The sequence below is a fragment of the Collinsella sp. AF16-8 genome, assembly GCF_003462695.1.
GTDB lineage: Bacteria > Actinomycetota > Coriobacteriia > Coriobacteriales > Coriobacteriaceae > Collinsella.
Genome location: NZ_QRXX01000007.1, coordinates 82,871 through 105,861 on the forward strand (window position 1 = coordinate 82,871; position 22,991 = coordinate 105,861).

The following is a 22,991-nucleotide window of genomic DNA, read 5'->3' on the forward strand; positions in this document are numbered from 1 at the left end:
CGCTGCAGGCGCCGTCTGCAAGTGTATAATTTTGGTCGTATGTAATTTGGACGCTTGTGCGTTCTGCCCATAACAAGAAAGGTCGATATGCCTACCATTTCTACCGCCGACTTCAAGAACGGCCTCGGTCTCCGCATTAAGGACAAGGTCTACACCATCGTCGAGTTCCAGCATGTCAAGCCGGGCAAGGGCGGCGCATTTGTGCGCTACAAGACCCGCGACATCAAGAGCGGCCGCGTCGTCGAGAACACCTGCAACGCCGGCACCAAGTTCGAGAGCGTCATGCTCACCACCCGTGAGTTCCAGTACCTCTACAACGATGGCACCGATTACATCTTCATGGACAACGAGTCCTATGAGCAGGTTCCCGTTCCCGAGGACATGGTGGGCGAGAACTCCAAGTGGCTGCGCGAGAACGACATCTGCCAGCTGCTCTTTGCCGACGATGAGCTCATGGGCGTGACCCCGCCGATGTTCATCGAGACCACCATCGTCCAGACCGACCCGGGCTTTAAGGGCGACACCGTCCAGGGTTCCACCAAGCCGGCCACGATCGACACCGGCGCTGTCATCCAGGTCCCCATGTACCTCAACGAGGGCGAGGTCATCAAGGTTGACACCCGCGACGGCAAGTTCGTCTCCCGCGTCTAGCAACCAACTCTTCTAGGAGGACTCATGCCCCAGGAAATCAAGATTGACGGCATCGGCATTTCGCCCGATGTTCTGACCGCCATCGTCTCGCGCGCCGTGTCGGATGTCGAGGGCATCGCCTCCGTTGGCGTCAAGGACCTTGCCACCAACCTTGTCTCCATGATGCTCTCGTCCAAGGCCCCGGCTTCCGAGCCGGCGGTCGAGGCCGAGGTTATCGGCGACAAGCTCGCACTCACCGTGCGTGTCGTGGTGTTCTTTGGCTATCCGTTCAAGAAACTCGCCGAGGCCGTTCGCGCCGCCGTGGTCGCCGCCATCGATGCTCAGGTGGGCGTCGAGGTCGAGCGCGTTGACGTTTGCATCGACGGTCTCGTTTTCCCCAAGGAGTAACCTTTGAGCCTTAAGGTTTATCGCGGGCGCACGCTTGCCCGCAGTCAGGCGCTGCAGCTGCTGTTCCAGGCCGAGGCCACGGACAGTCCGCTCGAGCGCGTCCTCGAGGGCGATTTCCTGATCTCGAAGGGTCCCCTCGACCCCTATGCGCTGGAGCTTTGCCGCGGTGCCTACGAGCATATCGATCGCATCGACTGTGCCCTGCGCGCCGTCGCCAAGAACTGGGATCTTATGCGCATGCCCGGCGCCGACCGCAACCTGCTGCGTATCGCCGTCTACGAGATGCGCTTCCTCACCGACGAGGAGGTCTCGGACGCCATCGTCATTAACGAGGCCGTCGAAATCGCTAAGGCTTATGGCACCGACCAGTCCGCCTCGTTTGTCAACGGCGTGCTGGGCAAGATCGCTCGCAGCGAGGAGCTGCCGGGCGAGGAACTGTACCAAGAGCTGCTGGCCGATGATCGCGCTCGCGAGGAGGCGCAGGCTGCCGAGGCAGCCGCCAAGGTCGCTGCCGCTCAGGCTGCCGCCGGTGTACTTGCCGAGGATACGGATGCTGCCGAGGCCGTCGAGGCCGACTCCGTCGAGGAGTAGCCATGCCAGAGGGTTCCGTCCGCAACTTCGATGAGATCTCGGATCGCCTGGACCAGATCATCGCCACCGTTCGCTCCAAGGATACGTCCCTGGAGCGTTCGCTCGATTTGTTTGACGAGGCTATTGAGCTTGGTTCCCGTGCGGTCGATATGGTCGACAAGTTTGAGCTGACGCCGCGTGAGGCCGACAAGCTCGAGCAGGAATACGATGAGGATGCGGCAAACGAGTCCCAAGATAGGCAGGCTGCATCCCCGGATACGAATGGTTGATGGCATTCATGAAACGCGTGCGTCTCGATGACGAACTGATTTCACAGGGCATCTGCGCCGATCGCGCGGATGCCCTTCGCACTCTTATGGCCGGCTTGGTCTCGAGCGGCGGTGAGCGTTTGACCTCTCCGGGGCTTAAGGTGACGCCGGGCCTGCCACTGCACGTTAAGGGGCGCATTCCGTACGTTGGGCGCGGCGGCCTTAAGCTTGAGGGTGCGCTCGATGCGTTTTGTATCGATCCCACGGGCCTTGCCTGCCTGGACGTAGGCTGCTCTACCGGCGGCTTTACCGATTGCCTGCTCAAGCGCGGAGCTGCGACCGTTGTCTCGGTGGACGTTGGTCGCGCCCAGTTCGATTGGTCGCTGCGCCAAGACGACCGCGTGACGCTCCACGAGCGCACCAACGTGACGCAGCTGCCCGAGCTCGGCTACGGCGACGCAATCGACCTGGCCGTGTGCGACGTGTCGTTTACGAGCATCGCGAACATCATCGACGCCGTGCTGGCGTGCCTGACGCCGACGGGGTCGTTCTGCACGCTCGTGAAGCCGCAGTTTGAGGCTCCGGCGGCGCTGGTGGGCGAGGGCGGTATCGTGACAGATCCCACTGTGCGTGTTGACACGCTCGTGGCGGCGATTGAGCTCTTTGCCGCCAAGGGCCTGTTCCCGCTTGACGTGTGCGTGTCGCCCATCCATGGCGCCAAGGGCAACGTGGAGTTTTTCCTGTACGGCACGAGGTTTGCCCCCAGCGAGCACTCCGATGACGAGTTGCAATCCCAGGTATCGGCTTTGAGCGAGAAAGCTGCAACGCTATGAAGGTCTTTCTGGTTCCCAATTACTACAAGCAAGAGGCGGTCGAGAGCGGCCTGATGCTCGAGCTCTGGCTGACGCGCCAGGGCTACGAGGTCGCTTGGGCTGCCGACCAGCGCTCCAAGATCCAGAGTACGCCCGACGTGGATGGTGCCGACCTTGTCATCACGCTCGGCGGCGACGGCACGCTGCTGCGCGCCGCCCGCATCCTCAACTATCGAGAGATTCCTATTCTGGGTCTTTCCTATGGTCACCTGGGCTTTTTGACGGCGGCCAGTCCCGAGGAACGCGATATTCTGCAGGTTGTGAGCGATGCCCTGTCCGGTGAGCTCCACGTGAGTCGTCGCGCCACGATCGCTGCAGACATCGTTTCTGTGCGCGAGGACGGCACCAAGGATGTCGTGCGTTCTTTTGCCCTCAACGACATGGCGCTCACGCGCGGGCCGCTTTCCGATATGGTCGAGTTCGATATCACCGTTTCGGGCCACCATATCGATCGCTTGCGCGGCGATGGTGTGGTCGTGTCTACGGCAACTGGTTCCACGGGGTATGCCCTCAGTGCCGGCGGTCCTATCGTGAGCCCGGATTACACGGGCATGGTCTGCGTGCCTATCGCGCCGCATACTATTCAGGCCCGTGCCTTTTTGACCTCGCCGAGCGATGTCGTCGAGATTTTTATGTCTGACGACCGACCGAGTGTACCTGCCATCGCTATCGACGGACAGTTTATTACCTGCGATGGTACCGTCGAGAGCGTAGCCGTGCGTCGCGGTCCCGGCGATGTTCTACTGCTCGACTATGGCCCCGAGAGCTTCTATAACTCGGTGAGCCGCGTATTCTACGGAGTTCGTCATGATCGATGAGCTGCAGGTTTCAAACATTGCGCTCATTCGCGAGGCGACGCTGGTGCCCAGCGCGGGCCTAACTGTCCTGACCGGCGAGACCGGCGCCGGCAAGACTGCGCTGCTCTCGGCGCTTAAGCTCATTTTGGGCGAGCGCGCGGATTCTTCGACCGTGCGCGAGGGCGAGGCGCTTGCGAGCGTCGAGGCGCGCTTGTTCGATGGCCCGCACGACACGGAGGGCTTCACCGTGCAGCGCAGCCTTTCTGCCGAGGGCCGCAGCCGCGTCAAGATTGATGGTCGCATTGCCAGCGTGCGCGAGCTTTCCGAGCGCGTCGGCGTGATGATGGATCTGTGCGGCCAGCATGAACATCAGCGCCTGCTCGATCCGGCACATCATGTTGCCATGGTCGATGCCTGGGCTGGTCGCTCTGCGCTCGAGGCACTGGAAAAGTACCGTGCCTGCTTTAGGGTGTCGCGTGCGGCTGCCAAGGAGGTCCGTCGCGTAGAGGAGGCGTCGCGTGCGCAGGGGAGTCGCGTCGAGGAGGCGCGCTTCGCCCTGGAGCGCATCGCCGAGATCGACCCCAAGCCGGGTGAGTATGAGGAGCTCGAAGAGCTGCTGCCGCGCTCGGAGCATGCCGAGGTGCTGGTGGCCACGGCTAACGAAGCCCATGCATCGATTGCCGCCGAAGGGGGAGCGCTCGATGCCGTGAACAGCGCCGTGGCCGAGCTTTCACGCATGACGACCGTTGACCGCAAGCTAGGCGACATCGCCGATGCCCTTTCGGATGCCTGCATCTCACTCGAGGATTGCGCCAACGAGTTGCGTGCCTATCGCGATGGGGTCGCCTTCGATCCGCGCGAGCTGGCTCGTATGCGCGAGCGCTATTCCGACCTCAAGGGTCTGCTGCGTCAGTGGGGTCCCACCATGGACGACGTATTTGCCATGCGCGATCGCTCGCAAGAGCTGTTGTCGCTGGTAGACGATGGTGATGAGCAGATCAAGAAGGCGCGCGAAGCGCTTGGCGCGGCGGAGCGCGAACTTTTCGCCGCTGCCAAGGCGCTTAAGCGTGCACGCAATACGGCAGCCCCGCGTTTTTGTCACGAGGTGGGTCGTCAGATGGCACGCCTGGAAATGGGCGGCGCTGAGCTGGTCTGGGAGTCTCGCGATCTCCCTCGCGCTGAGTGGACACCCGCGGGCCCTTCGAGCTACGAGCTTCTGTATCGCAGCGGTGCCGGCCTCACACCGCGCCCCCTGCGCCGAATTGCGTCGGGCGGCGAGCTCAGCCGCGTTATGCTTGCGAGCAAGGTGGTTTTGGGTAATGCCGATGGTGTCGATACGCTCGTGTTTGATGAGGTCGATGCCGGTGTCGGCGGCTCTACGGCTCGTGCTCTTGCTGGTGTGCTGGCCGATCTTGCCGCCACGCATCAGGTCATCGTCGTAACGCACCTGGCGCAGGTTGCGGTCATGGCTGACAAGCATTACGTAGTCAGCAAGGAGCCAGGCGATGTTCCCCAGACGCACTTGGACGAGGTAACCGGCGAAGCGCGTACCGCCGAGATCGCCCGCATGCTCAGCGGCGATCAGTCCGAGGCAAGCTTGGCCCACGCAAAGCAGATGCTCGAAGAAGTTCGAGGCTAGGTCGTATCAGCGGTGTTGGTGGGACAAAATAGACTGAAATTTTTGTCCCACTACGCGTTTTACTCAACGACCTTGTCCGGCTGGATGAGCTCCTCGTAGTAGCTGATATGTTCGCGAGCGTCTTCAATCTCGGGCAGCAGGAAGTTGTAGATAACTTCGATGATCATCGTGGCGCTGATCTTGGAGAACGCAAAGTCACCCGTCGTCAGCAGCGCCTCGTGGTTGACGGTATTAAAAGTGTAGTCTGCCAGGCGCGCGAGTGGAGACTTGCTGTCGCTGCTGATGACGACTACGGTGGCACCGCAGTCGCGAGCCGCTTTTGCCATGCGATTCAGTCGGCGCGACTTGCCGGAGTTTGAGATGAGCACGATGACGTCACCCGGGCGCAACGTGAGCGCAAAGCCGATTGATGTCTCGCTAATGGTGCTCGCCATGCAGCGCAGGCCCAGCTGCGAAAACTTAAACGTCGCATCGAGCGCGACCGCGTTCGTATTGCCCACAGCCGCAAACTCAATAACCCCTGCATGCTTAAGGGCATGCACAACAGCCGCCAACGTATCGTGGTCGATCCCGTCGATGGTCGCATTAAGCTCGCTCACCTTGGCAGCCAGGATGTTCTTAAGGCTCTGCTCCATATTGTCGAGCGAGACTTCGTCAGTCAGGCCCTCGTTGCGCTGGCTTTCCAAATCCCTCGCCAACGAAAACTGAAAGCTGCGGAAGCTGCCAAAGCCAAGCTTGCGGCAGAAGCGCGAAACGGTCGCCTCGGACGTGGCGGCGGCGCGCGAGAGCTGAGCCGCCGTGAGGCGTGGCGCCTCGGACTGGTGCTCCAATATATAGTCGACAATACGCTGCTCGGACTCGCTGTATCCCTGATGGGTACTAATGAGGGAAAGTGCGCTCTTGCTACTATCGGTCATGGATGGCTCCTGGTTGGCATGAAAATCGGACTCGTTTTCTAATGTCATAGTATAGGGGGATTTTCAATTACAAGATACACCTTGCCGTTTCAAGTGTTGATGGTAAACTTTCACCTACCGTTTACGGTTATGAAAGAACCTTTCACCGGAGAATTGCGCCTTGTCTCTTCTCACGCGGACGGTAGGTTGGTATCTTTCAGTTGTGGAAAAGCGCGCAAGGACGCGCGTGTAGGGGAGCGCCTGCGGGCGCAAAACTTAAAAAGGAGGGACACATGGCTAAGTTTGACATCATCGCCGCCACCGGTTGCCCGACCGGCATTGCGCACACCTTCATGGCGAAGGAGGCACTGGAGAAGGCAGCTGCCGAGCGAGGTCTGACTATTAAGGTCGAGACCCATGGCCAGGTCGGTGTCGAGAACGAACTCACCAAGAGCGAGATCACCGGTGCCAAGGCCGTCGTCGTCGCAGCCGATAAGGATGTCCAGGCTGAGCGTTTCGCCGGCAAGCCCATGGTTTCCGTTGGTGTTTCCAAGGCCCTGTCCGTTGAGGCCGCCGGTAAGCTGATTGACCGCGCGCTCGCCGCCAAGGGCGACAACACGGTTGCAGCCGCTGCCGATGTCGAGGACGAGGCCGAGGAGAAGGAGTCCATCGGTCACGTCATCTACAAGCACCTTATGAACGGCGTCAGCCATATGCTGGTCTTCGTCGTTGCCGGTGGTGTCCTGACCGCCGTCTCGTTCCTGTGGGGCATTACGTCCTTCGATTCGACGGCGTCTGACTACAACAGCTTTGCTGCGATGCTCAAGATCATCGGCGGCATCGCCATGAACCTCATGGTTCCGGTGCTTTCCGCCTACATCGCCGAATCCATCGGCAAGCGCCCGGCGCTCGTCCCCGGTTTTGTTGCCGGTATGATCGCCATCCAGGGCCTGCCTGTTAACGCCGAGACCGGCATGATCGACGCCGGTGGCGCCGGCGTGGGCTTCGGCTTCCTGGGCGGCATCGTCGGCGGCTTCCTCGCCGGCTATGTCATCCTGCTGCTCGAGAAGGTCTTTGCCGGTCTGCCCAAGAACCTAGACGGCCTCAAGGCCATCTTCCTGTACCCGCTGTTCTCGACGGCTATCGTCGGCCTGGTCATGCTCGGCATTTCGGGCCCCATGGCTGCCATCAACACCGCCATGATGGACTTCCTCAAGGGCCTGTCCGCCTCTGGCGCCGTTGTCCTGGGTCTTGCCATCGGCTGCATGTGCGCCTTTGACATGGGTGGCCCGGTCAACAAGGCTGCTTACGTCACCGGTACTGCTATGCTCACCGAGGCACTGGCTGCCGGCGTTGGCACCGATACCTACAACTTCGGCACCAACTTCATGGCTGCCGTCTCTGCCGCCTGCATCGTTCCGCCGCTGATCACTACCTTCGCTGTCGTTGTCGGCAAGAAGTACTTCAGCCAGGAGGATCACGACGCCGGTATCGTCAACCTCATTCTTGGTTGCACCCACATCACCGAGGGCGCCATTCCGTTCATGACCAAGAACATCTGGCCGGTCATGCCCATCATGATGCTCGGTTCCTCCATCGCCTCGATCCTGACCATTTTGTTCAACGTCCACGATCCGGCGCCCCACGGTGGCTTCCTGGTCCTGCCCGTTGTCGAGAACGGTCCGCTGTGGGTCCTCGCGATCCTCATCGGCGCTGTGGTCGGTGGCATCCTGTTCGTGGCCTTCAAGAAGTACGACTTCGAGAAGAATCAGAAGGCCGCTCCTGTAGCCAAGCCGGTTGAGGCTTCCAAGGCCGCTGCCGTTGAGGCCCCTAAGGCCGAGGCTGCCGACTTCGTGAAGGTTGAGAATGTCTTTGTCGCCGAGGACTTCGCTTCTCGTGACGAGGCTCTGAGCTTCGTTTCCAACCAGGCTGTCAAGGCCGGTATCGCCAGCGACGCCGACGCTGTGATGAACGCCTTCCTGGCCCGCGAGGCCGAGGGCACCACGGGCATGATGGAGGGCTTCGCCATTCCGCATGCCAAGTCCGACGCCATTACCGAGGCTGCCGTCATCGTCGTCAAGGACGAATCCGGCGTGACCGGTTGGGACACCATGGACGGCGCTCCCGTCAACGTGGCTATCGCCCTGCTCATCCCTGGTGCCCAGGCCGGCACTACGCACCTCAAGATCCTGTCCAAGGTCGCCGAGGCGCTCATGGACGAGGACTTCCGTGCCACCGTCAAGGGTTCCGCCGACGCCGCCGAGATCGCCAAGACGATCAACGCCCGCCTGGTCTAATTCCGCAGTACGCGAATAACATCGCCCCCTGTAACAAAGGCGAGGACTCCACCAGGAGCCCCCGCCTTTTTCTATGCCCTCCCATAAGTTGCGGTGAAATGGGGACTGTTTAAACGATTCAACCCCAAATTCAGTCCCTATTTCACCGCAACTTACAAAAGGGCATAGAGTGGGCTGCCTATCGAGTCTTTGTCGCGAACAAGTCATCAGCCAGAATTCCGTTCGCACGATATTACTTTGGACCGACCGAGTTTCCGCAGCTTGCTCGCCCCGGACCCCGCGCGCGGGGGCCATGAGATTTATCGCGAGTTCCGCACGAGCCGAAGAGCACTTAATGTGCTCTTCGTGCGAGCAGGACTGTAGAGCAGGAAATCTCATGGGTCCGCGCGCGGGGTCCGGGGCGAGCAAGCGGACAGAACAGACAACTGTCCAACAATTCGTGCGAAACACAATGAAAAACCGTTTGATGTGAGTTAATATAAACAACGTCGTGAATCTGACTCCTGCCACATGCATGACAGGGGTTAAACACAAAAAAGGAGTCAATTATGGTTTCTGAGAAGGCTACCCTCGTTAATCCTCAGGGTCTGCACATGCGTCCGGCTGGCCTCTTCGCCTCCACCATGGGCAAGTACGCCTGCGACGTGACGGTCGTCACCCCCGAGAAGGAGGTCAACGGCAAGTCCCCGATGGCCCTCATGGCTGCTGGTATCCCCTGCGGTACCGAGGTCGAGGTCAAGTGCGACGGCGCCGATGAGGCCGAGGCTCTGGCTGCTGCCATCGAGCTCATCAAGAGCGGTCTTGGCGAGTAGAACTCAAACGGGTCGCATGTTGAACAATTAAGTTCATACTTGGGGGCGCAGTGACCTGTATCAAGGTAGCTGCGCTCTTTTGTCATGGATATGGCAAAACGCTTTATCACATGGCACGGAGAGAGGAATGGGAATGTATCAGGGAGTCAACGCATCCGAGGGCATCGGAATCGGCACCGTTATGGTCGCCGTCGATCCCGACTTGACGTTTGAACCGCACGAGGTCGCTGATTCGGCAGCAGAGAAGGAGCGCTATCAGACCGCTCTTTCGGTCTTCTGCGAGAAGACCCAGGCTCAGGCCGACCACATGAAGGAGACGGTGGGCGAGGCCGAGGCCGAGATCATGAGCGGACACATTGTCCTGGCTCAGGACCCGGGCATGACCGACGCCATCAACGCCGCCATTGACGGTGGCACCTGCGCCGAGCAGGCGCTCATGGACACCTCGACCATGTTCGAGAACATGTTCCTGTCCATGGACGATGAGATGTTCCGTCTGCGCGCGGCCGACATCGCCGATATCCGCACCGGTATTCTGGCCGAGCTGCTGGGCAAGGAGGTCGTCGACCTCTCCGTTCTGCCCGAGAACACCGTCGTTGTCGTGCACGACCTTACGCCGTCCATGACCGCCACGATCGATAAGGCCCACGTTGCCGGTATCGTCACCGAGACCGGTGGCCGCACGTCGCACTCCGCGATCATCGCGCGCGCCCTCGAGATCCCGGCTGTCCTTTCGGTTTCCAACAGCTGCACCGCACTGCGCAACGGCATGACTGTCGTCGTCGACGGTGGCAAGGGTGTTGTCGAGGCCGATCCCGACGAGGAGACGCTCGCTGCCTACACCGCCAAGGCCGAGGCCTTCGCTGCCGAGAAGGCAGCCCTCGAGGCCTTCCGCGGCAAGCCTTCTGTGACTGCCGACGGCATCAAGAAGATCATCGCCTGCAACATCGGTAACCCCGATGACGTGCCCAACGCGCTCGATCACGATGCCGAGGCCATTGGTCTGTTCCGCTCCGAGTTCCTGTTCATGGACTCCGCTGAGCTTCCTTCCGAGGAGGAGCAGTTCAACGCCTACCGCAAGGTCGCCAGCGCGCTCAAGGGCGCTCCCGTCATCATCCGCACGCTCGATGTGGGTGGCGACAAGGAGATTCCGTATCTGCACATGGTCAAGGAAGAGAACCCCTTCATGGGCTTCCGCGCCGTGCGTTACTGCCTGGCCAATCCCGACCAGTACAAGGTTCAGCTCCGCGCTCTGCTGCGCGCCAGCGCCTTTGGTGACGTCAAGATCATGATCCCGCTCGTCACCTGCGTCGAGGAGGTTGTGGCCGTCAAGGAGCTCGTCGAGCAGTGCAAGGCCGAGCTGACCGAAGAGGGTCGCAAGTTCAACGAGAACATCGAGGTCGGCATTATGGTCGAGACGCCTGCCGCTTCGCTGCTCGCTGACCGTCTGGCCGAGGTCGCCGACTTCTTCTCTATCGGCACCAACGACCTGATCGGCTACACCATGTGCGCCGACCGTGGCAACGACACCATCTCCAACCTGTACCAGGTGTACTATCCCGCCGTGCTCCGCTCGCTCAAGAACATCATCGAGAGCGGCGTGAAGGCCGGTATCATGGTCGGCATGTGCGGCGAGGCCGCTGCCGATCCGCTGCTTGAGCCGCTGCTGATCAGCTGGGGCCTGGAGGAGTTCTCGATGAGCGCTCCGTCCATCCTGCGCGCCCGCAAGACCATCAGCCAGTGGACCAAGGCCGAGTGTGACGAGCTCGCCGAGAAGGCGCTCGCCTGCAACACTGCCGCCGAGGTCAAGGCGCTGCTCGAGTCTGCTGCTCGCTAATTTGGTATCAGAGGTAACCGCGTGGTTGGAATGGGCCGGCCACGCGGCCCTCACATATACAGGGGGTACTGTAAATGTTCTACACGCTAACCGCTAACCCGGCTGTCGACATGACGGTTTCGAGCTCTCCGCTCGAGCCCGATGAGAACGTCCGCACCGGCTCGGCCAGCTACACGGCTAACGGCAAGGGCCTCGACGTGTCCTTCGCCTTTAAGAAGATGGGCGTCGACACCGTCGCGCTCGGCTTCTTCGCTGGCTTCACGGGCAAGTTTATCGTCGAGGAGGTCATGAACCTGGGTTGCCTGTGCCGCCCGGTCTGGACCGACGGTATCACGCGCATCAACACCTATGTCAACGATGGCCAGCACGAGTACGGCATCCTCAACCCCGGTGCTCCTATTACGCCGCAGCACCAGGAGGAGCTCTATAACATCCTGGACACCGCGGGCGATCTTGAGTGCCTGATTGTCTCTGGCTCCGTGCCTCCCAAAGCTACGCCCGACTTCCTGGCTCAGGTCATGGAGCACGCTCAGGCCCGTGGCGCCGATGTCGTCCTGGACCTGTCCTCCGACAAGCTCAAGGAGCTCGCTCACAAGAAGCCGCTGCTCATCAAGCCGAACCATCACGAGATGAAGGCTATCTTCGGCGTGCCGGTCGACACTGATGACGAGGTCCGCGTTGCCATGAAGATGGCTCACGACGCTGGCGTTCAGAACGTGCTGCTCACCCGTGGTAGCCGTGGCGACGCCTACTTCTCCAACGGCGAGGACATTTGGTACGCCAAGCGTGAGTTCAACATCAAGCTGGTCTCTTCCGTCTGCGCCGGCGACTGCACCCTCGCTGCGTTCCTGCACAAGTGGTACAGGGATCGCGACAACGTCGAGGAGGCCATGAAGCTCGCTATGGCCACCGGCGCCAACGTCGCTGAGTCCGTCGGCATCGGCGACTTCGGTCACGTTGACGAGTACAGCAAGCGCGTTGCCGTCCGTAAGCTCGATCGCAAGTAAGCGAAACGCGACATATTCGTGCGCATGCGGCGCTCCGGTTTCGGCCGGGGCGCCGTTTTTTTGTCCCACTCGAACCTCGGAGCCGCGCTTCACGCGTTCCACACCGTTCACCGAGTTGTTGTAGCCTTTTGCCGAAACGTGGAATATACTTTCATTAACACGTTGCTTCGTGAAAGGAACATTCATGATTTACACGCTTACTGCAAATCCCGCTATTGACTACAACATCTCCTGCGATGGCCTGTCCGCCAACACCGTCACCCGCACCCGTAACGCTGTCTACACCCCCAACGGCAAGGGTCTCAACGTCTCTTTTACGCTCGATCACTACGGCGTCGACACCACGATCCTGGGCTTCTTCGCCGGCTTCTCGGGAGAGTTCATCGTTAAGGGCGCCGAAGCCCTTGGCGTGCCCGTCAAGCCCGTGTGGACTGACGGCATCACGCGTGTCAACGTGTTCCTCAACGCCGGTCCCGACACCGAGTACAACATGGTCAATGCTGGTGCCGCCATCAACGCTGCCAACGAGCAGGAGATGTTTGAGCTCATCGATTCACTCGACGACATGACCTGCCTTGTCATTAGCGGCTCGCTGCCCCCCAACACCTCCGAGGGCTTCCTGGCAGAGGTCCTGCGTCGCGTGAAGGCGAAGGGCGCCGAGTTCGTGCTCGATATCTCGAGCCATCAGTTGGTCGACCTCATTGCCATGGAGCCGTTCCTCATTAAGCCTAACGACGACGAGCTGCTCGACATCTTTGGCATTAAGGTGAGCGGTGGCGACGACGAGTCTGTCAAGGGAGCGATGGCCGAACTGCATGCCAAGGGTGCCAAGAACGTGCTGTTGACCCTGGGTGGCGCCGGCGCGTACTTCTCCAACGGCGAGCACATCTGGTTTGCCAACCGTACCTTTGAGGTCAAGCTGCTGTCGACCGTTTGCGCCGGTGACTCTTCGCTGGCCGCCTTCCTGTCCGTGTGGCACGACGCCCCGGAGCGCGTCGAGGACGCCCTGCGTCTCTCGATGGCCACCGGCGCCAACGTGGTCGAGTGCCCCGGTCTGGGCGACTTTGCCAAGGTCGATGAGTATCAGAAGGGTATAGCCATTCGTCAGGTCTGCTAGCGTGGCGTACGGGCCTTGGTTTCGTGCTTTGTTGAGCACCCGTCTCGGATTATCGAGGCGGGTGCTTTTTCATTTTGGTGGCAGAGGTCTTGGGATTCAATCTTGCTTGAAGCGCGTTCGCGTGTGCGCTCGCTCTCGTTTCTTGCTAGACTTCTTGGAAACCATCAATCGATATGCCCGCAATTGCAGGAGGCCACAGGAATGTGCAATGTTTCGCTTAACGCTACGCAGCCCTCAGATGCCTCCCTGCGTGTGCTACATGCGCTTGAGGCAGCCGGTCTTGAGGCCTGGTACGTGGGCGGTTGGGTGCGCGACGCCCTGATGGGGCGCCCCAGCCACGATGTTGACATGTGCTGCAGCGGCCTGTGGCTGGAGTCCAAGGCGGCGCTCGAGGCCGCCGGCATTGCAGTGGTTGAGTCGGGCATTAAATTTGGCGGCATTACCGCCATTTGCGATGATGAGCGCATCGAAGTCACGACGTATCGCCTGGACGGCTTTTACACCGACGGCCGCCATCCCCAGAGTGTGGAGCGTGCGGCGTCGCTTGAGGACGATCTGGCGCGTCGTGACTTTACCGTTAACGCTATGGCCTGGCATCCCGAGCGTGGTCTTGTCGACCGCTACGATGGTCAGGGCGACCTGAAGCGCAAGCTCATCCGCGCCGTTGGAGATCCCAAGCGTCGTTTTAACGAGGACGCGCTTCGCATGCTGCGCGCGGTGCGTTTTGCCTGCCGTCTGGATTTTATGATCGAGCCTAAGACTAAACAGGCGCTTGCCGAGTGCGCGCCGCTGCTCGATGCTGTGGCGCGCGAGCGCGTGGGCATTGAGCTCGAGGGTATCCTTTCGACCGGTCATGGGGGAGACGCGATGCTGCGCTACCCCGAGCTTGTTTGCGCCGCCGTGCCCGAGCTCGCGTCCGCTCGCGGGTTTGATCAACGCAGCGTCTATCATGCGTTTAACGTCTACGAGCATATCGCTCGCGTGCTGACGGTGGCAGGGGAGCTGGCGCTGTGCGACGGCGTCGCGCCCTCGTCGAGCCTTATGTGGGCGGCGTTTTTGCACGACGTTTCCAAACCCGAGTGCTTTACGGTCGATCACGACGGCAGCGGCCACTTCTACGGTCATCCCGAGCTCGGCGCCAAGAAGGCGCGTGTCATCATGGATCGCCTGGCGCTCTCGCACGATTTGGTGCGCGATGTGTGCCTGCTCATCAAATACCATGACAAGCCGCTGCGCCCCGAGCGCTCCCGCCTGCTCAATATGATGCGCGCGCTTTCGGGCGAGGGTGTCGACACGGCCCGCCTGATTGACGAGCTCATGGACCTCAAACGTGCCGACACACTTGGCAAGGCCCCGTCGTGCTTCTATTACGTTGAGACGATTGAGGAGATGCGCGCGATGGCGCACGAGCTGCTGAAGGCAGGGGAGCCCTATACGCTCAAGATGCTCGCCATCAACGGCGGCGACCTGATCCGCGCCGGCGTCAAGCCGGGGCCGGAGCTGGGACAGCTTCTCAACGCCGCCCTCGGCGCCGTGATTGAGGACAACATCCCCAACAACCGCGCAGCCCTCCTGACTCATCTCCACCTAGGGTAGCTAAAATAGCCCCGTCCCAAATTAGCTACCTTGTTGACCTGCGCGTTCCATAACCTCGCGACAAAATTTCGGCAATTTGGAATTTCTTCTTGCGCTTGCGTTTTTTGTCCCGTAATATATTTCCTCGCAGCACGGCAGTGCAGATGTCATGTGGCCCGTTCGTCTAGCGGTTTAGGACGCCGCCCTCTCAAGGCGGAGATCACCAGTTCGAATCTGGTACGGGCTACCACTTCTTTTCTGCCGAGGCCTATGGCCCGTTCGTCTAGCGGTTTAGGACGCCGCCCTCTCAAGGCGGAGATCACCAGTTCGAATCTGGTACGGGCTACCACGCATCTGATACCCGGTCTTTCCACGGAAGGCCGGGTTTTTTATTATCAAACAACTGTCTGTCATTCCCGTTTGAACAAGAGCTTTGCGTTCTGCTTATGGCCCTTACGGGTACAATAACCAAGATATTTTGACTGTTAGAAGGAGTCTCATGACGGAGTCCTCTCAGCATACGTCCAAGCCCCAGGTCGAGGTTGAGGCCTCGGGCGGCGATGACAATAAGAGCGCACGCCGCGGCGCAATCTTTATCGGCGTTGTGCTGGTGGGTTATATCGTCTATCTGGTGGTAACCGGGCAGATGGGGCAGTTCTGGGCTGCTATGTCGAGCGTCCAGGCGCCCTGGCTCGTTGTCGCGTGTCTTTGCATGTTTATGTATCTGTTCTTTGGCATTGTGGCCTATGCGATCGCCGTCTGGCTCGACCCCAATTCACCCGTCGGCATTCGCGACCTGATCTCGGTCGAGGCGAGTGGCATCTTCTTTGGCAACCTGACGCCCATGATGATGGGCTCTACGCCTGCCCAGATCTACCGCCTGACCAAAGCGGGCCAAAACGTGGGCGAAGCGGGTGCCACGCAGTTCACCCGATTTATTGTGTATCAGTTTGGCCTCGTTGCCTGGGGCGCTATCCTATTGCTTGCTCGCATGCCGTTTTTTGCCGAGCGCTATGGCGACATGACGCTGCTGTGCGTCTTTAGTTTTGGCGGTCACTGCTGCATCCTGCTCGGCATCTTCGCCGTCGCGCTCATGCCTAAGACCGTCACGCGCGTCGCGCACTGCATCATCAATTGGCTCGAGCGCATAGGTGTCTCGGCCACTAAGATCGATGGATGGCGCTCGTTTGTCGATGGCGAGATCTACTCCTTCTCCGAGAAGTTCAAGCTTTCGGCCGGACATTTTTCTTCCATGCTGCTCACCGTGTTTATCACCATGCTGCAGCTCGCGTTTTTCTATCTGGTGCCGTATTTTCTGATGCTCGCCTTTGGCCACCACGAGGTCGACTTTTTCTCGGTCATGGCCGCGAGCGCCTTTGTCCAGCTGCTGAGCTCTGCGGTTCCCTTGCCCGGTGGAACTGGTGGCGCTGAGGGCGGCTTTGCTTTGTTCTTGGGTCATTTCTTTGGGTCGGCTTCGACCGCCGGCTATCTGCTGTGGCGTCTCATTACGTTTATCGCGCCGACCATTTTGGCTGCGCCCCTGCTGGGCCTTAAGAGCGCCCACAACGAGAGCATCCATGCGCGCTGGGATCGCGTGATGCGCAAGCTCGGCCGCGAGCCTCAGACGCCCTCTGCGCCCACTAAGCCGCACCCCACGAATGCTGTTACCGTTGATCCCAGGAAGCACGCTCAGAAGGCTTCTGGGACCGCTAAGCCGGCTCATAAAGCCTATGTGCGCCAGACGGGCGACGGTATCCGCGTATCTCCGTCGGCGCTCAATAAGAAGAAGCACCCTAAGTCGCGGTAGGGCAGTCGTGCGTTCTTCATGATGCGGGGCATATTTGAGCTGTATGGGGGATAATCCTCTTACGTAGATTATCTCTCATCTGTTGATGAATGCTCGCATATCGAAGGGACACACCCATGGCCACCAGTAAACCGCGTATTGATCGCCGTATCGTTCGCAGCCGCAATGCCATCCTTTCCGCTTTTGAGCGCTTGCTCATGGAAAAGCCGCTGGCAGACATTACGGTGAGTGCCATCGCGCGCGAGGCCAATGTCGACCGTAAAACCTTCTACGTGCACTTTGGTACGGTTGATGGCTTGCTCGATGCCATTGCCGTCGATGTGGTGGAGATGATTGTCGACTCGGTCGAGAAAACGCTTGCCTCCATTGACGGCGACACCAACGAGCGCGCCCTGGGCGCGGCGGCGACCTTCTTTAAAACCGTTAACGAGGCGCTGTGCAACAACCTGGTGCTCAATCGTCAGCTGATCGAGAACATTCCGCTCGATGATTTTATGGCTCGTCTTCGTGCGCCGCTCGAACACGAGATTGCCGAGCGCGATCTGCTGCCCCAAGGTCTCAAGGACGAGATGTTCGATTACTATCTGGCGTTTTTGCTGTCCGGTATTATCGGTATCTATCGCACGTGGGCGCTGTCTGACGGTTCGGTTCCTATCGAGCGTGTCTCGGAGGTTGCTAATAATCTGACGTTGAGCGGTCTTTCGAGTTTGGAATCTCGCTTGGATTAGGTCTAGTTGGGCTCGTCGGCGTGGAAATTCCTGTTCACGAGGTTCTCCGGCGCCTTGGAGACCTCGCCGGCGTAGGAGCTGTTGCCTGAGGATCCTTAAATGAAAGTCCAGTTTATCCTTCCCACTCCAATTGGGAATCCTCCGATGCGCCTTCGCACGCTCGCATGACCTCGATACCATGCGAGCGTGCGAACTCGACGAGCTCTGCGTTGCGGGCGTTTATGGTGCCGAAGGCGGCGGGGCACACAATAAGGCGCGCGCAGTGGACGATGAGCTCTTTGGCGCGGGCTATGGTTTTATCCCCGATCGGCTCGAAGGCGCGCTCGGCCACGCATTCCGTCGCCAGGTCGCGCGCGAGCTCGCAGTCGATGTCCCCTTCGTGCAGAACGCCCGCGTAGAACGCCTTGCCCTGCCGAATGAGCTGGCGAAACACAGCCGACCCCGTACCTGCGCCGGCGATGACGAACGTGTGCGCATCGCCGTGTGGGCGCCCAATTTCCATGCTGCCGAAGCGCTCGTTGAAGGTGCCATGTTGAAGGCCGTAGAGCTCGCCAATTGTCTCGCGCGTGAATATGTCCTCGGGTGCGCCGGCGCGGAAGACCCGGCCGTCCTTCACGCAAATCACCTTGTCGGCGCTTTTCTGCGCGAGCTCGAGTTCGTGGATGGACATGATGACAGCCACATTCCGCGATTTCGCAAGGTGGCGAAGTATTCGCAGCAGGTCGATCTGGTAGCGGATATCGAGATACGACGTGGGCTCGTCGAGCACGAGCACACGCGGATCCTGCGCGATGGCGCGTGCGAGCATGACGCGCTGGCGTTGCCCGTCGCTTATCTGCATGAAGTCGCGCTCGGCGAGCTCTTCCACATGTGCGGTTTTCATGGCCTCGTCGACCCGACTATGGTCGTCGGGCGAGAGTGTGCCCATTCGCCCGGTGTAGGGGTGCCTTCCCGCCTCTACGACATCGCGGCAGGTGAGGAGCTCGGTCCGGGGGCGATCTGTCAGCATAACGGCAAGGTTCCTTGCAAACTCCGCCGTCTTCCATCGGGAAATCTCCCGCCCGTCGAGCTCGACCGCGCCGGCAAGCGGTGCCAGATGGCGTGTGATGGTTTTCAAGATGGTCGACTTGCCCGAGCCGTTCGGCCCGATGAGCGCCACGACGTCGCCCGCGCGAACCTCCAGATCGACGCCTTCGACTACGACCTTCTTGTCGTAGCCCGCCGACAGGTCGCTTATGTGGAAAAGCGGCGCTCCGTCAGCCTGCGTTTCGACCGTAGTTTCGAGGTTCGGCTCCGCTCGGAGGAGGCGTTCCGCGCGCAGTTCCGCACGAGCCGAAAGTGCCTTCTGGCGCTTTCGTGCGAGCTCAGGACTGTCTAAGCATGGAATGTCCCCTCCGAGCGTTTTGGGCCGCGGCACGAATTCCCCCATCTACCTCACCCGCTTCTTCAACATGAGCGCGATAACCACCGGAGCGCCGAAGATGGCGGTGACGGCGCTGATGGAAAGCTCGACGGGAGAGAACAGCGTGCGCGCGATCAAATCGCAGCCCGCGCAGAAGATGGCGCCTCCCAAGAAGCACGCAGGAATCACGCGGATGGGCTTCGACGACTTTAGCGCCGACTTCACGAGATGCGGAACCGCGATGCCTACGAACGACACCGGACCAGCGAACGCGGTCACGCAGGCGGAGAGCATGCTCGCTAGAAGGACGAGCGCCACGCGGAAGCGTGCGACGTTCACGCCGACGCTTTTCGCGTAGGCTTCTCCCAGCTGGAAGGCGGAAAGGGGCTTCGATATCGCGAATACGCATGCGCTCACGGTGATCACCACGACCGTGATGACCGCGACGTCGTCCCAGCTCGAACCCGAGAAGCTACCCAAAGACCAGTTGTGCAGGTTCACGATGGACTGGTCGTCGGCGAAGGCGATGAGGAAGTTCGTCGCCGCCGAGCAGATGTATCCCACCATGACGCCCGCCACGATGAGCATGGCCATGGAACTTATGCGCCGTGCAATGAGGAGCACGAAACCGATGGTGATAAGCGAGCCCAGAAACGCTGCGGCCACCATGGCCGGCGAGGACATGGCCTGGTTTGCGCCCAGAAGTACGATCATCGTAAGCGCGACGACGAACTTTGCGCCCGAGGAGACGCCCAAGATGAACGGGTCGGCGATGGGGTTGTTGAAAAACGTCTGCAGCAGGAACCCGGAAAGCGAAAGTGCCCCGCCGAGAAGCACGGCTGAAAGCACGCGCGGCAGGCGAATCTCCCAGATGACCTGGCTTTCCATGGAATTGGCCGCGCCGCCCGAAAGGATGCCGGGGATGTGGTCTGCGGGCACGAGCACGCTCCCGATGCACAGGTTGGCCCCGACGAGCACGATGAGGGCAACAGCGAGCAGCGCCGTCACGACGCGACACCGCGCGGCGCGCCCCGATTCGTCGTATGCCATGGAAAGCCGGCTTCTCATGGCGCTAACCGAGCTTCCTCAGATAATGGAAGTCGCTCGCGTCATCGCCGGTGAACGCCCCGTGCAGCTCGTCGATAATGTCGGCGGTAGAAGTCATCTGCTGGTACATGTCGGCGCTTGTGACCCAGACGTTGCCGTTCTTCACGGCTTTGAACTGCGACAATAGCGCGTTTTTGCCTACGAAGTCGTTCAAGGTGGCAACCGATTCGTCGATGGTGCCGTTGTAGACGATGATGTCGGCATCCTTCGCCGTCGCGTAGAAGCGCTCCATTTCGAGCGTTACTGACGAACCTGACGTCGACGCCGTCTGCGCGTCATCGAGCGCATAGCTGCCGCCTGCAAGCTCGATCATCTGCGCCACGTAGTCGCCCGCCCGCCGCGTGACGGCGGCCCCGTTCGAGTTAATGTAGAAATACGCCACGGTTTTACCTGACGACGCGAGCCCCGACGTTTGCTCGACGCGGGCCTTCTGCTCGTTGAACAGGTGCGCGGCCTCGTCTTCCTTGTCGAACAGGACGCCGAAAAGCTTAATCCACTCGACGCGCCCGAGTGCTTCGGGCTCGCTCGACGACTGTTCGGTGAGCACGACGAGCCCGAGCTTCTGCAGCTTTTCCTTCACATCGGGCGTGTGGTTGATCATGGTGTTCTCGATGGCGAGCGTACAGCCCGAGGCCGATATTCGCTCGTAGTCGGGCGCGCTGTACTTGCCGCCGTAGGCGATCGCCCCACTTTCGAGTGCGCTTTTGAAGCCCACGACCGAGCAGTCGTCGGCCTTCGTGCCCGACATGATGATATTGTCGTTCGCATCGAGCGCGTCGACTAGGCACATCGTCGCCGACGACACGAGGTACACCTTGTTGGCGGGGCGCCTTATGACCGCGATGTCGGAGCTTAACCCATCAGGTACCTTCGCATCTTGCGGCACCACAAGGAAGCGCTCCCCGTTCGAAATGCAGATAAGCCGCAGGCCGCCTTCGAACTCGTCGACAGTGAAGTGCTCGGCGTATTCAAGCTGAAGCGCTCCCGTCGGCTCCCAGCCGCAGCCCAAATCGGCGTTGTGGAAGTCGGCCGCGGCGCTTGAAGCCGTTCCCGCAGGGGAGCCGCCGCTTGCATCGTCGCCCGATTTCTCCTTCATGGTGGATGAGTCGAAGTGGAGCGTGTAGTCGATGGTGTGCGGCGTCGACATGGCGACGGTCTCGGCCGACACGGCGATGTCCTCGTCGAGCGTGACGGGTATCTCGAACGTGGAGTTGCCGCCGTCGTTTACGGGCGCGTAGTCCACGCCGTCGACGGTCATCTTGTCGTAGTTCGAACTCGACCAGGTGATGGTCGCGGTGTAGGTGTCGCCATCCTTCACAATTGTGGTGGGTGAGGCGATGCTTGCGCGCCCTGACCCGCCGGAAAGCGAGACGCTCACCGTGTATTCCTGAGAGCCCGCCGTGCCACCGGTCGCGTTCGGGCTCGCACTGCACCCCGCGAAGGGAAGCGTGAGCAGGGCGACGAGAACGCAGGCGATCGCGCGCGCCGCGATGCTGTGGAGCTTCCTGTTTTCCCCCTTGGGAAGAATCGACCGCATGGCGTTACTTCAGTGCGTCGGCGCGCAGATCGACGCCGGCGGATTCGAACACAAGTGTGCGGTCGTACCACTGCTCTTTTCTAATACTCCACGCGGCACAGGCGGTGTCCTCGTCGAGCGCATCAACGGGCACGTCGTAGGTGTACTTGCCTTCCGCGTTTTCCACATAGGGGATGAAGTCGGCCTCGCTTGCGGCGGCAGCCTCGTCGCCCGTGCCCATGAAGAGCTTGCCGTAGCCCGTGCCGGAAAGCGTCATCACGCAGTGCATGGAGCCGTTTTCCACGATGAGCTGGGCGTCCACGATCCTGAACATGTTCGAGCTGGAATCTACGGTGATTGGATAGGTGCCGTCGGCCACCTTGTCGGCGGTGATGGGGGCAGCGCTTGCGCCCGCGGGCGCATCGGCCGCCTGTTCGGTCTTTTCCTGGGAATCGGCATCGCTTGCCTTTGCGCTGTCGATTGAATTTCCGGCGCAGCCGGCGAGCGAGAACGCGCAAAGCGCCGCCGACAGGGCGAAGACGAGGGTTTTCTTCAACATGGAGGGGGTTCCTTTCAATCGCTTCGACCGCCCGTGCCGTGCGGTGGGCGGTCGGGATGCGAATGCAACGGGCATGCGTCGTCAGTCGGGGAAAGGCGCATGCCCGTTGCACGGGGACGCGACCGGCGCCCCCGTGCGCGGCGAGTTTACAGCTTGGCGATGGCGTCGTCCACGTGCGAGACGTAGATGTCGTCGACCGCGACGTTCTGTCCCAGACCCTGGAGCAGGCACGTCACTTCGAAGCCGGCGGCCACGAACTTCGCAGCCCAGCTGTCGGGGTCGGTCTCGTCTGCCATGTCGTTGTTCGCGTGGTCGCCCGCGACCACCATGAACGGCGCGAGCACGGCCTTCTTGTAGCCTGCGGCGCTCGCGGCGGCGATAACATCCTCGCAGGTCGGTTCAGCCTCGACGGTGCCGACGAAGAACTGCGTCAAACCCTCGTTCTTGAACACTTCCTGCATCTTGGCATAGTCGGCGTTGGAATCGGCTTCGGTGCCGTGGCCCATGAGGCACAGCGCCGTCTCGCCGTCGTCGAAGGACGCCATGTTCTCCTTAATGGCTGCGGCCACCTTTTTGTAGTCGTCGTCGGAGGTGAGCAGCGGGTCGCCGAGCGAGATCTTGTCGAACTTGTCGGCGTACTTGTCGAGCTCGTCTTTCACGTCGGCGTATTCCAGGCCAGCCATGAGATGCGTCGGCTGCACGACGATTTCCTTCACGCCGTCTTCCACGCAGCGGTCGAGCGCCTCGGTCATGTTGTCGATCGTGATGCCGTCGCGCTTCTTCAGTTTGTCGATGATGATCTGCGCGGTGAAGGCGCGGCGGATGTCGTAGTCCTGCCAGTACTTCTCGCGGATAGCGTCTTCGATGGCGCCGATGGTGATGTGGCGCGAGTCGTTGTAGCTCGTGCCGAAGCTCGTGACGAGGATGACCGGCTTCGCGGCCTTCTCCTTTTCACTAGATTTCTCGGAACTCGCGGAGGTGTTGGAGCAGCCCGCGAGCGCGACTCCGGCGAGCGCGACGGCTCCGGTTGCTGCGGCGCCCATGAAGCCGCGGCGTGACATCTGGTCGGACATGGTTTTTCCTTTCCTCGGTTTGCCGGTCCCCCGGCGACAGTTGCTTGTCGGCACAAGCGAAAGAAAAGCGCAC

Annotated in this window: 21 protein-coding genes and 2 tRNA genes; 17 read left to right on the top strand and 6 right to left on the bottom strand. The window is 60.7% G+C overall.

What is annotated here, in order from left to right; all coding sequences use genetic code 11:
• The first annotated feature begins 87 nt into the window (after nucleotides 1–87).
• The 7 genes from efp to DWW73_RS07350 are packed head-to-tail and all read left to right on the top strand — an operon-like array spanning nucleotide 88 to nucleotide 5,185.
• The gene (efp, locus tag DWW73_RS07320; protein ID WP_006233983.1) at nucleotides 88–651 is read left to right on the top strand and encodes an elongation factor P; all 564 of its coding nucleotides are present in this window, start codon (nucleotides 88–90) and stop codon (nucleotides 649–651) included.
• Nucleotides 652–675: 24 nt separating this feature from the next.
• Nucleotides 676–1,038 carry an Asp23/Gls24 family envelope stress response protein gene (locus DWW73_RS07325; RefSeq protein WP_035138197.1) on the top strand — a complete coding sequence of 121 codons (363 nt, stop codon included), beginning with the start codon at nucleotides 676–678 and terminating at the stop codon, nucleotides 1,036–1,038.
• 3 nt (nucleotides 1,039–1,041) lie between these two features.
• Complete coding sequence (nusB, locus tag DWW73_RS07330) at nucleotides 1,042–1,629, top strand: transcription antitermination factor NusB (protein WP_117779179.1); 588 nt, start codon at nucleotides 1,042–1,044, stop codon at nucleotides 1,627–1,629.
• A 2-nt stretch (nucleotides 1,630–1,631) separates the two neighbouring features.
• On the top strand, nucleotides 1,632–1,898 hold the full coding sequence (locus DWW73_RS07335; RefSeq protein ID WP_089571754.1) for an exodeoxyribonuclease VII small subunit: 267 nt from the start codon (nucleotides 1,632–1,634) through the stop codon (nucleotides 1,896–1,898).
• Between the two features lie 8 nt (nucleotides 1,899–1,906).
• Nucleotides 1,907–2,710, top strand: a complete 804-nt coding sequence (locus tag DWW73_RS07340; RefSeq protein WP_117779231.1) for a TlyA family RNA methyltransferase — start codon at nucleotides 1,907–1,909, stop codon at nucleotides 2,708–2,710.
• On the top strand, nucleotides 2,707–3,567 hold the full coding sequence (locus DWW73_RS07345; RefSeq protein WP_117639364.1) for an NAD(+)/NADH kinase: 861 nt from the start codon (nucleotides 2,707–2,709) through the stop codon (nucleotides 3,565–3,567). The genes DWW73_RS07340 and DWW73_RS07345 overlap by 4 nt, the downstream gene beginning before the upstream one ends.
• Nucleotides 3,557–5,185 carry a DNA repair protein RecN gene (locus tag DWW73_RS07350; RefSeq protein WP_117779180.1) on the top strand — a complete coding sequence of 543 codons (1,629 nt, stop codon included), beginning with the start codon at nucleotides 3,557–3,559 and terminating at the stop codon, nucleotides 5,183–5,185. Before DWW73_RS07345 ends, DWW73_RS07350 begins: the two co-directional genes overlap by 11 nt.
• 59 nt (nucleotides 5,186–5,244) lie before the next feature.
• On the opposite strand, the gene DWW73_RS07355 is transcribed toward DWW73_RS07350, so the two are convergent.
• Complete coding sequence (locus tag DWW73_RS07355) at nucleotides 5,245–6,102, bottom strand: MurR/RpiR family transcriptional regulator (protein ID WP_117806188.1); 858 nt, start codon at nucleotides 6,100–6,102, stop codon at nucleotides 5,245–5,247.
• Between the two features lie 272 nt (nucleotides 6,103–6,374).
• Between DWW73_RS07355 and DWW73_RS07360 the strand changes: the two genes are divergently transcribed.
• The 10 genes from DWW73_RS07360 to DWW73_RS07405 all read left to right on the top strand — a co-directional run bounded on the left by DWW73_RS07360 (nucleotide 6,375) and on the right by DWW73_RS07405 (nucleotide 17,261).
• On the top strand, nucleotides 6,375–8,378 hold the full coding sequence (locus DWW73_RS07360; RefSeq protein ID WP_117779182.1) for a fructose-specific PTS transporter subunit EIIC: 2,004 nt from the start codon (nucleotides 6,375–6,377) through the stop codon (nucleotides 8,376–8,378).
• Nucleotides 8,379–8,926: 548 nt separating this feature from the next.
• A complete protein-coding gene (locus tag DWW73_RS07365; RefSeq protein ID WP_022094575.1) occupies nucleotides 8,927–9,190 on the top strand; it encodes an HPr family phosphocarrier protein in 264 nt (87 codons plus the stop codon).
• 133 nt (nucleotides 9,191–9,323) lie between these two features.
• Nucleotides 9,324–11,027 carry a phosphoenolpyruvate--protein phosphotransferase gene (gene ptsP, locus DWW73_RS07370; protein WP_117779183.1) on the top strand — a complete coding sequence of 568 codons (1,704 nt, stop codon included), beginning with the start codon at nucleotides 9,324–9,326 and terminating at the stop codon, nucleotides 11,025–11,027.
• Between the two features lie 74 nt (nucleotides 11,028–11,101).
• Nucleotides 11,102–12,034, top strand: a complete 933-nt coding sequence (locus tag DWW73_RS07375; protein ID WP_117779184.1) for a 1-phosphofructokinase family hexose kinase — start codon at nucleotides 11,102–11,104, stop codon at nucleotides 12,032–12,034.
• 184 nt (nucleotides 12,035–12,218) lie between these two features.
• Nucleotides 12,219–13,151, top strand: coding sequence for a 1-phosphofructokinase family hexose kinase (locus tag DWW73_RS07380; protein ID WP_117779185.1), 933 nt, complete (start codon nucleotides 12,219–12,221; stop codon nucleotides 13,149–13,151).
• Between the two features lie 201 nt (nucleotides 13,152–13,352).
• Nucleotides 13,353–14,747 carry a CCA tRNA nucleotidyltransferase gene (locus DWW73_RS07385; RefSeq protein ID WP_117779186.1) on the top strand — a complete coding sequence of 465 codons (1,395 nt, stop codon included), beginning with the start codon at nucleotides 13,353–13,355 and terminating at the stop codon, nucleotides 14,745–14,747.
• A 152-nt stretch (nucleotides 14,748–14,899) separates the two neighbouring features.
• A tRNA-Glu gene (locus tag DWW73_RS07390) sits at nucleotides 14,900–14,976 on the top strand.
• Nucleotides 14,977–14,998: 22 nt separating this feature from the next.
• Nucleotides 14,999–15,075: transfer RNA gene (locus tag DWW73_RS07395), tRNA-Glu, on the top strand.
• Between the two features lie 150 nt (nucleotides 15,076–15,225).
• Nucleotides 15,226–16,533 carry a lysylphosphatidylglycerol synthase transmembrane domain-containing protein gene (locus tag DWW73_RS07400; protein ID WP_055250433.1) on the top strand — a complete coding sequence of 436 codons (1,308 nt, stop codon included), beginning with the start codon at nucleotides 15,226–15,228 and terminating at the stop codon, nucleotides 16,531–16,533.
• A 116-nt stretch (nucleotides 16,534–16,649) separates the two neighbouring features.
• Nucleotides 16,650–17,261, top strand: a complete 612-nt coding sequence (locus DWW73_RS07405; RefSeq protein WP_158563798.1) for a TetR/AcrR family transcriptional regulator — start codon at nucleotides 16,650–16,652, stop codon at nucleotides 17,259–17,261.
• A gap of 112 nt (nucleotides 17,262–17,373) precedes the next feature.
• Here DWW73_RS07405 and DWW73_RS07410 read toward each other — a convergent pair whose 3' ends face one another.
• The 5 genes from DWW73_RS07410 to DWW73_RS07430 form a co-directional block, all read right to left on the bottom strand.
• Entirely contained in the window at nucleotides 17,374–18,690 is a 1,317-nt protein-coding gene (locus DWW73_RS07410; protein ID WP_117779188.1) for an ABC transporter ATP-binding protein, read from the bottom strand.
• Entirely contained in the window at nucleotides 18,691–19,713 is a 1,023-nt protein-coding gene (locus DWW73_RS07415) for an iron ABC transporter permease (RefSeq protein WP_117779189.1), read from the bottom strand.
• A gap of 22 nt (nucleotides 19,714–19,735) precedes the next feature.
• Nucleotides 19,736–21,307 (bottom strand): ABC transporter substrate-binding protein, encoded by a 1,572-nt coding sequence (locus DWW73_RS07420; RefSeq protein WP_147343548.1) that lies wholly within the window; start codon nucleotides 21,305–21,307, stop codon nucleotides 19,736–19,738.
• A gap of 4 nt (nucleotides 21,308–21,311) precedes the next feature.
• Entirely contained in the window at nucleotides 21,312–21,845 is a 534-nt protein-coding gene (locus tag DWW73_RS07425) for a hypothetical protein (RefSeq protein WP_117716075.1), read from the bottom strand.
• A 146-nt stretch (nucleotides 21,846–21,991) separates the two neighbouring features.
• Nucleotides 21,992–22,918 (bottom strand): sirohydrochlorin cobaltochelatase, encoded by a 927-nt coding sequence (locus tag DWW73_RS07430; protein WP_117583469.1) that lies wholly within the window; start codon nucleotides 22,916–22,918, stop codon nucleotides 21,992–21,994.
• Nucleotides 22,919–22,991 lie beyond the last annotated feature (73 nt).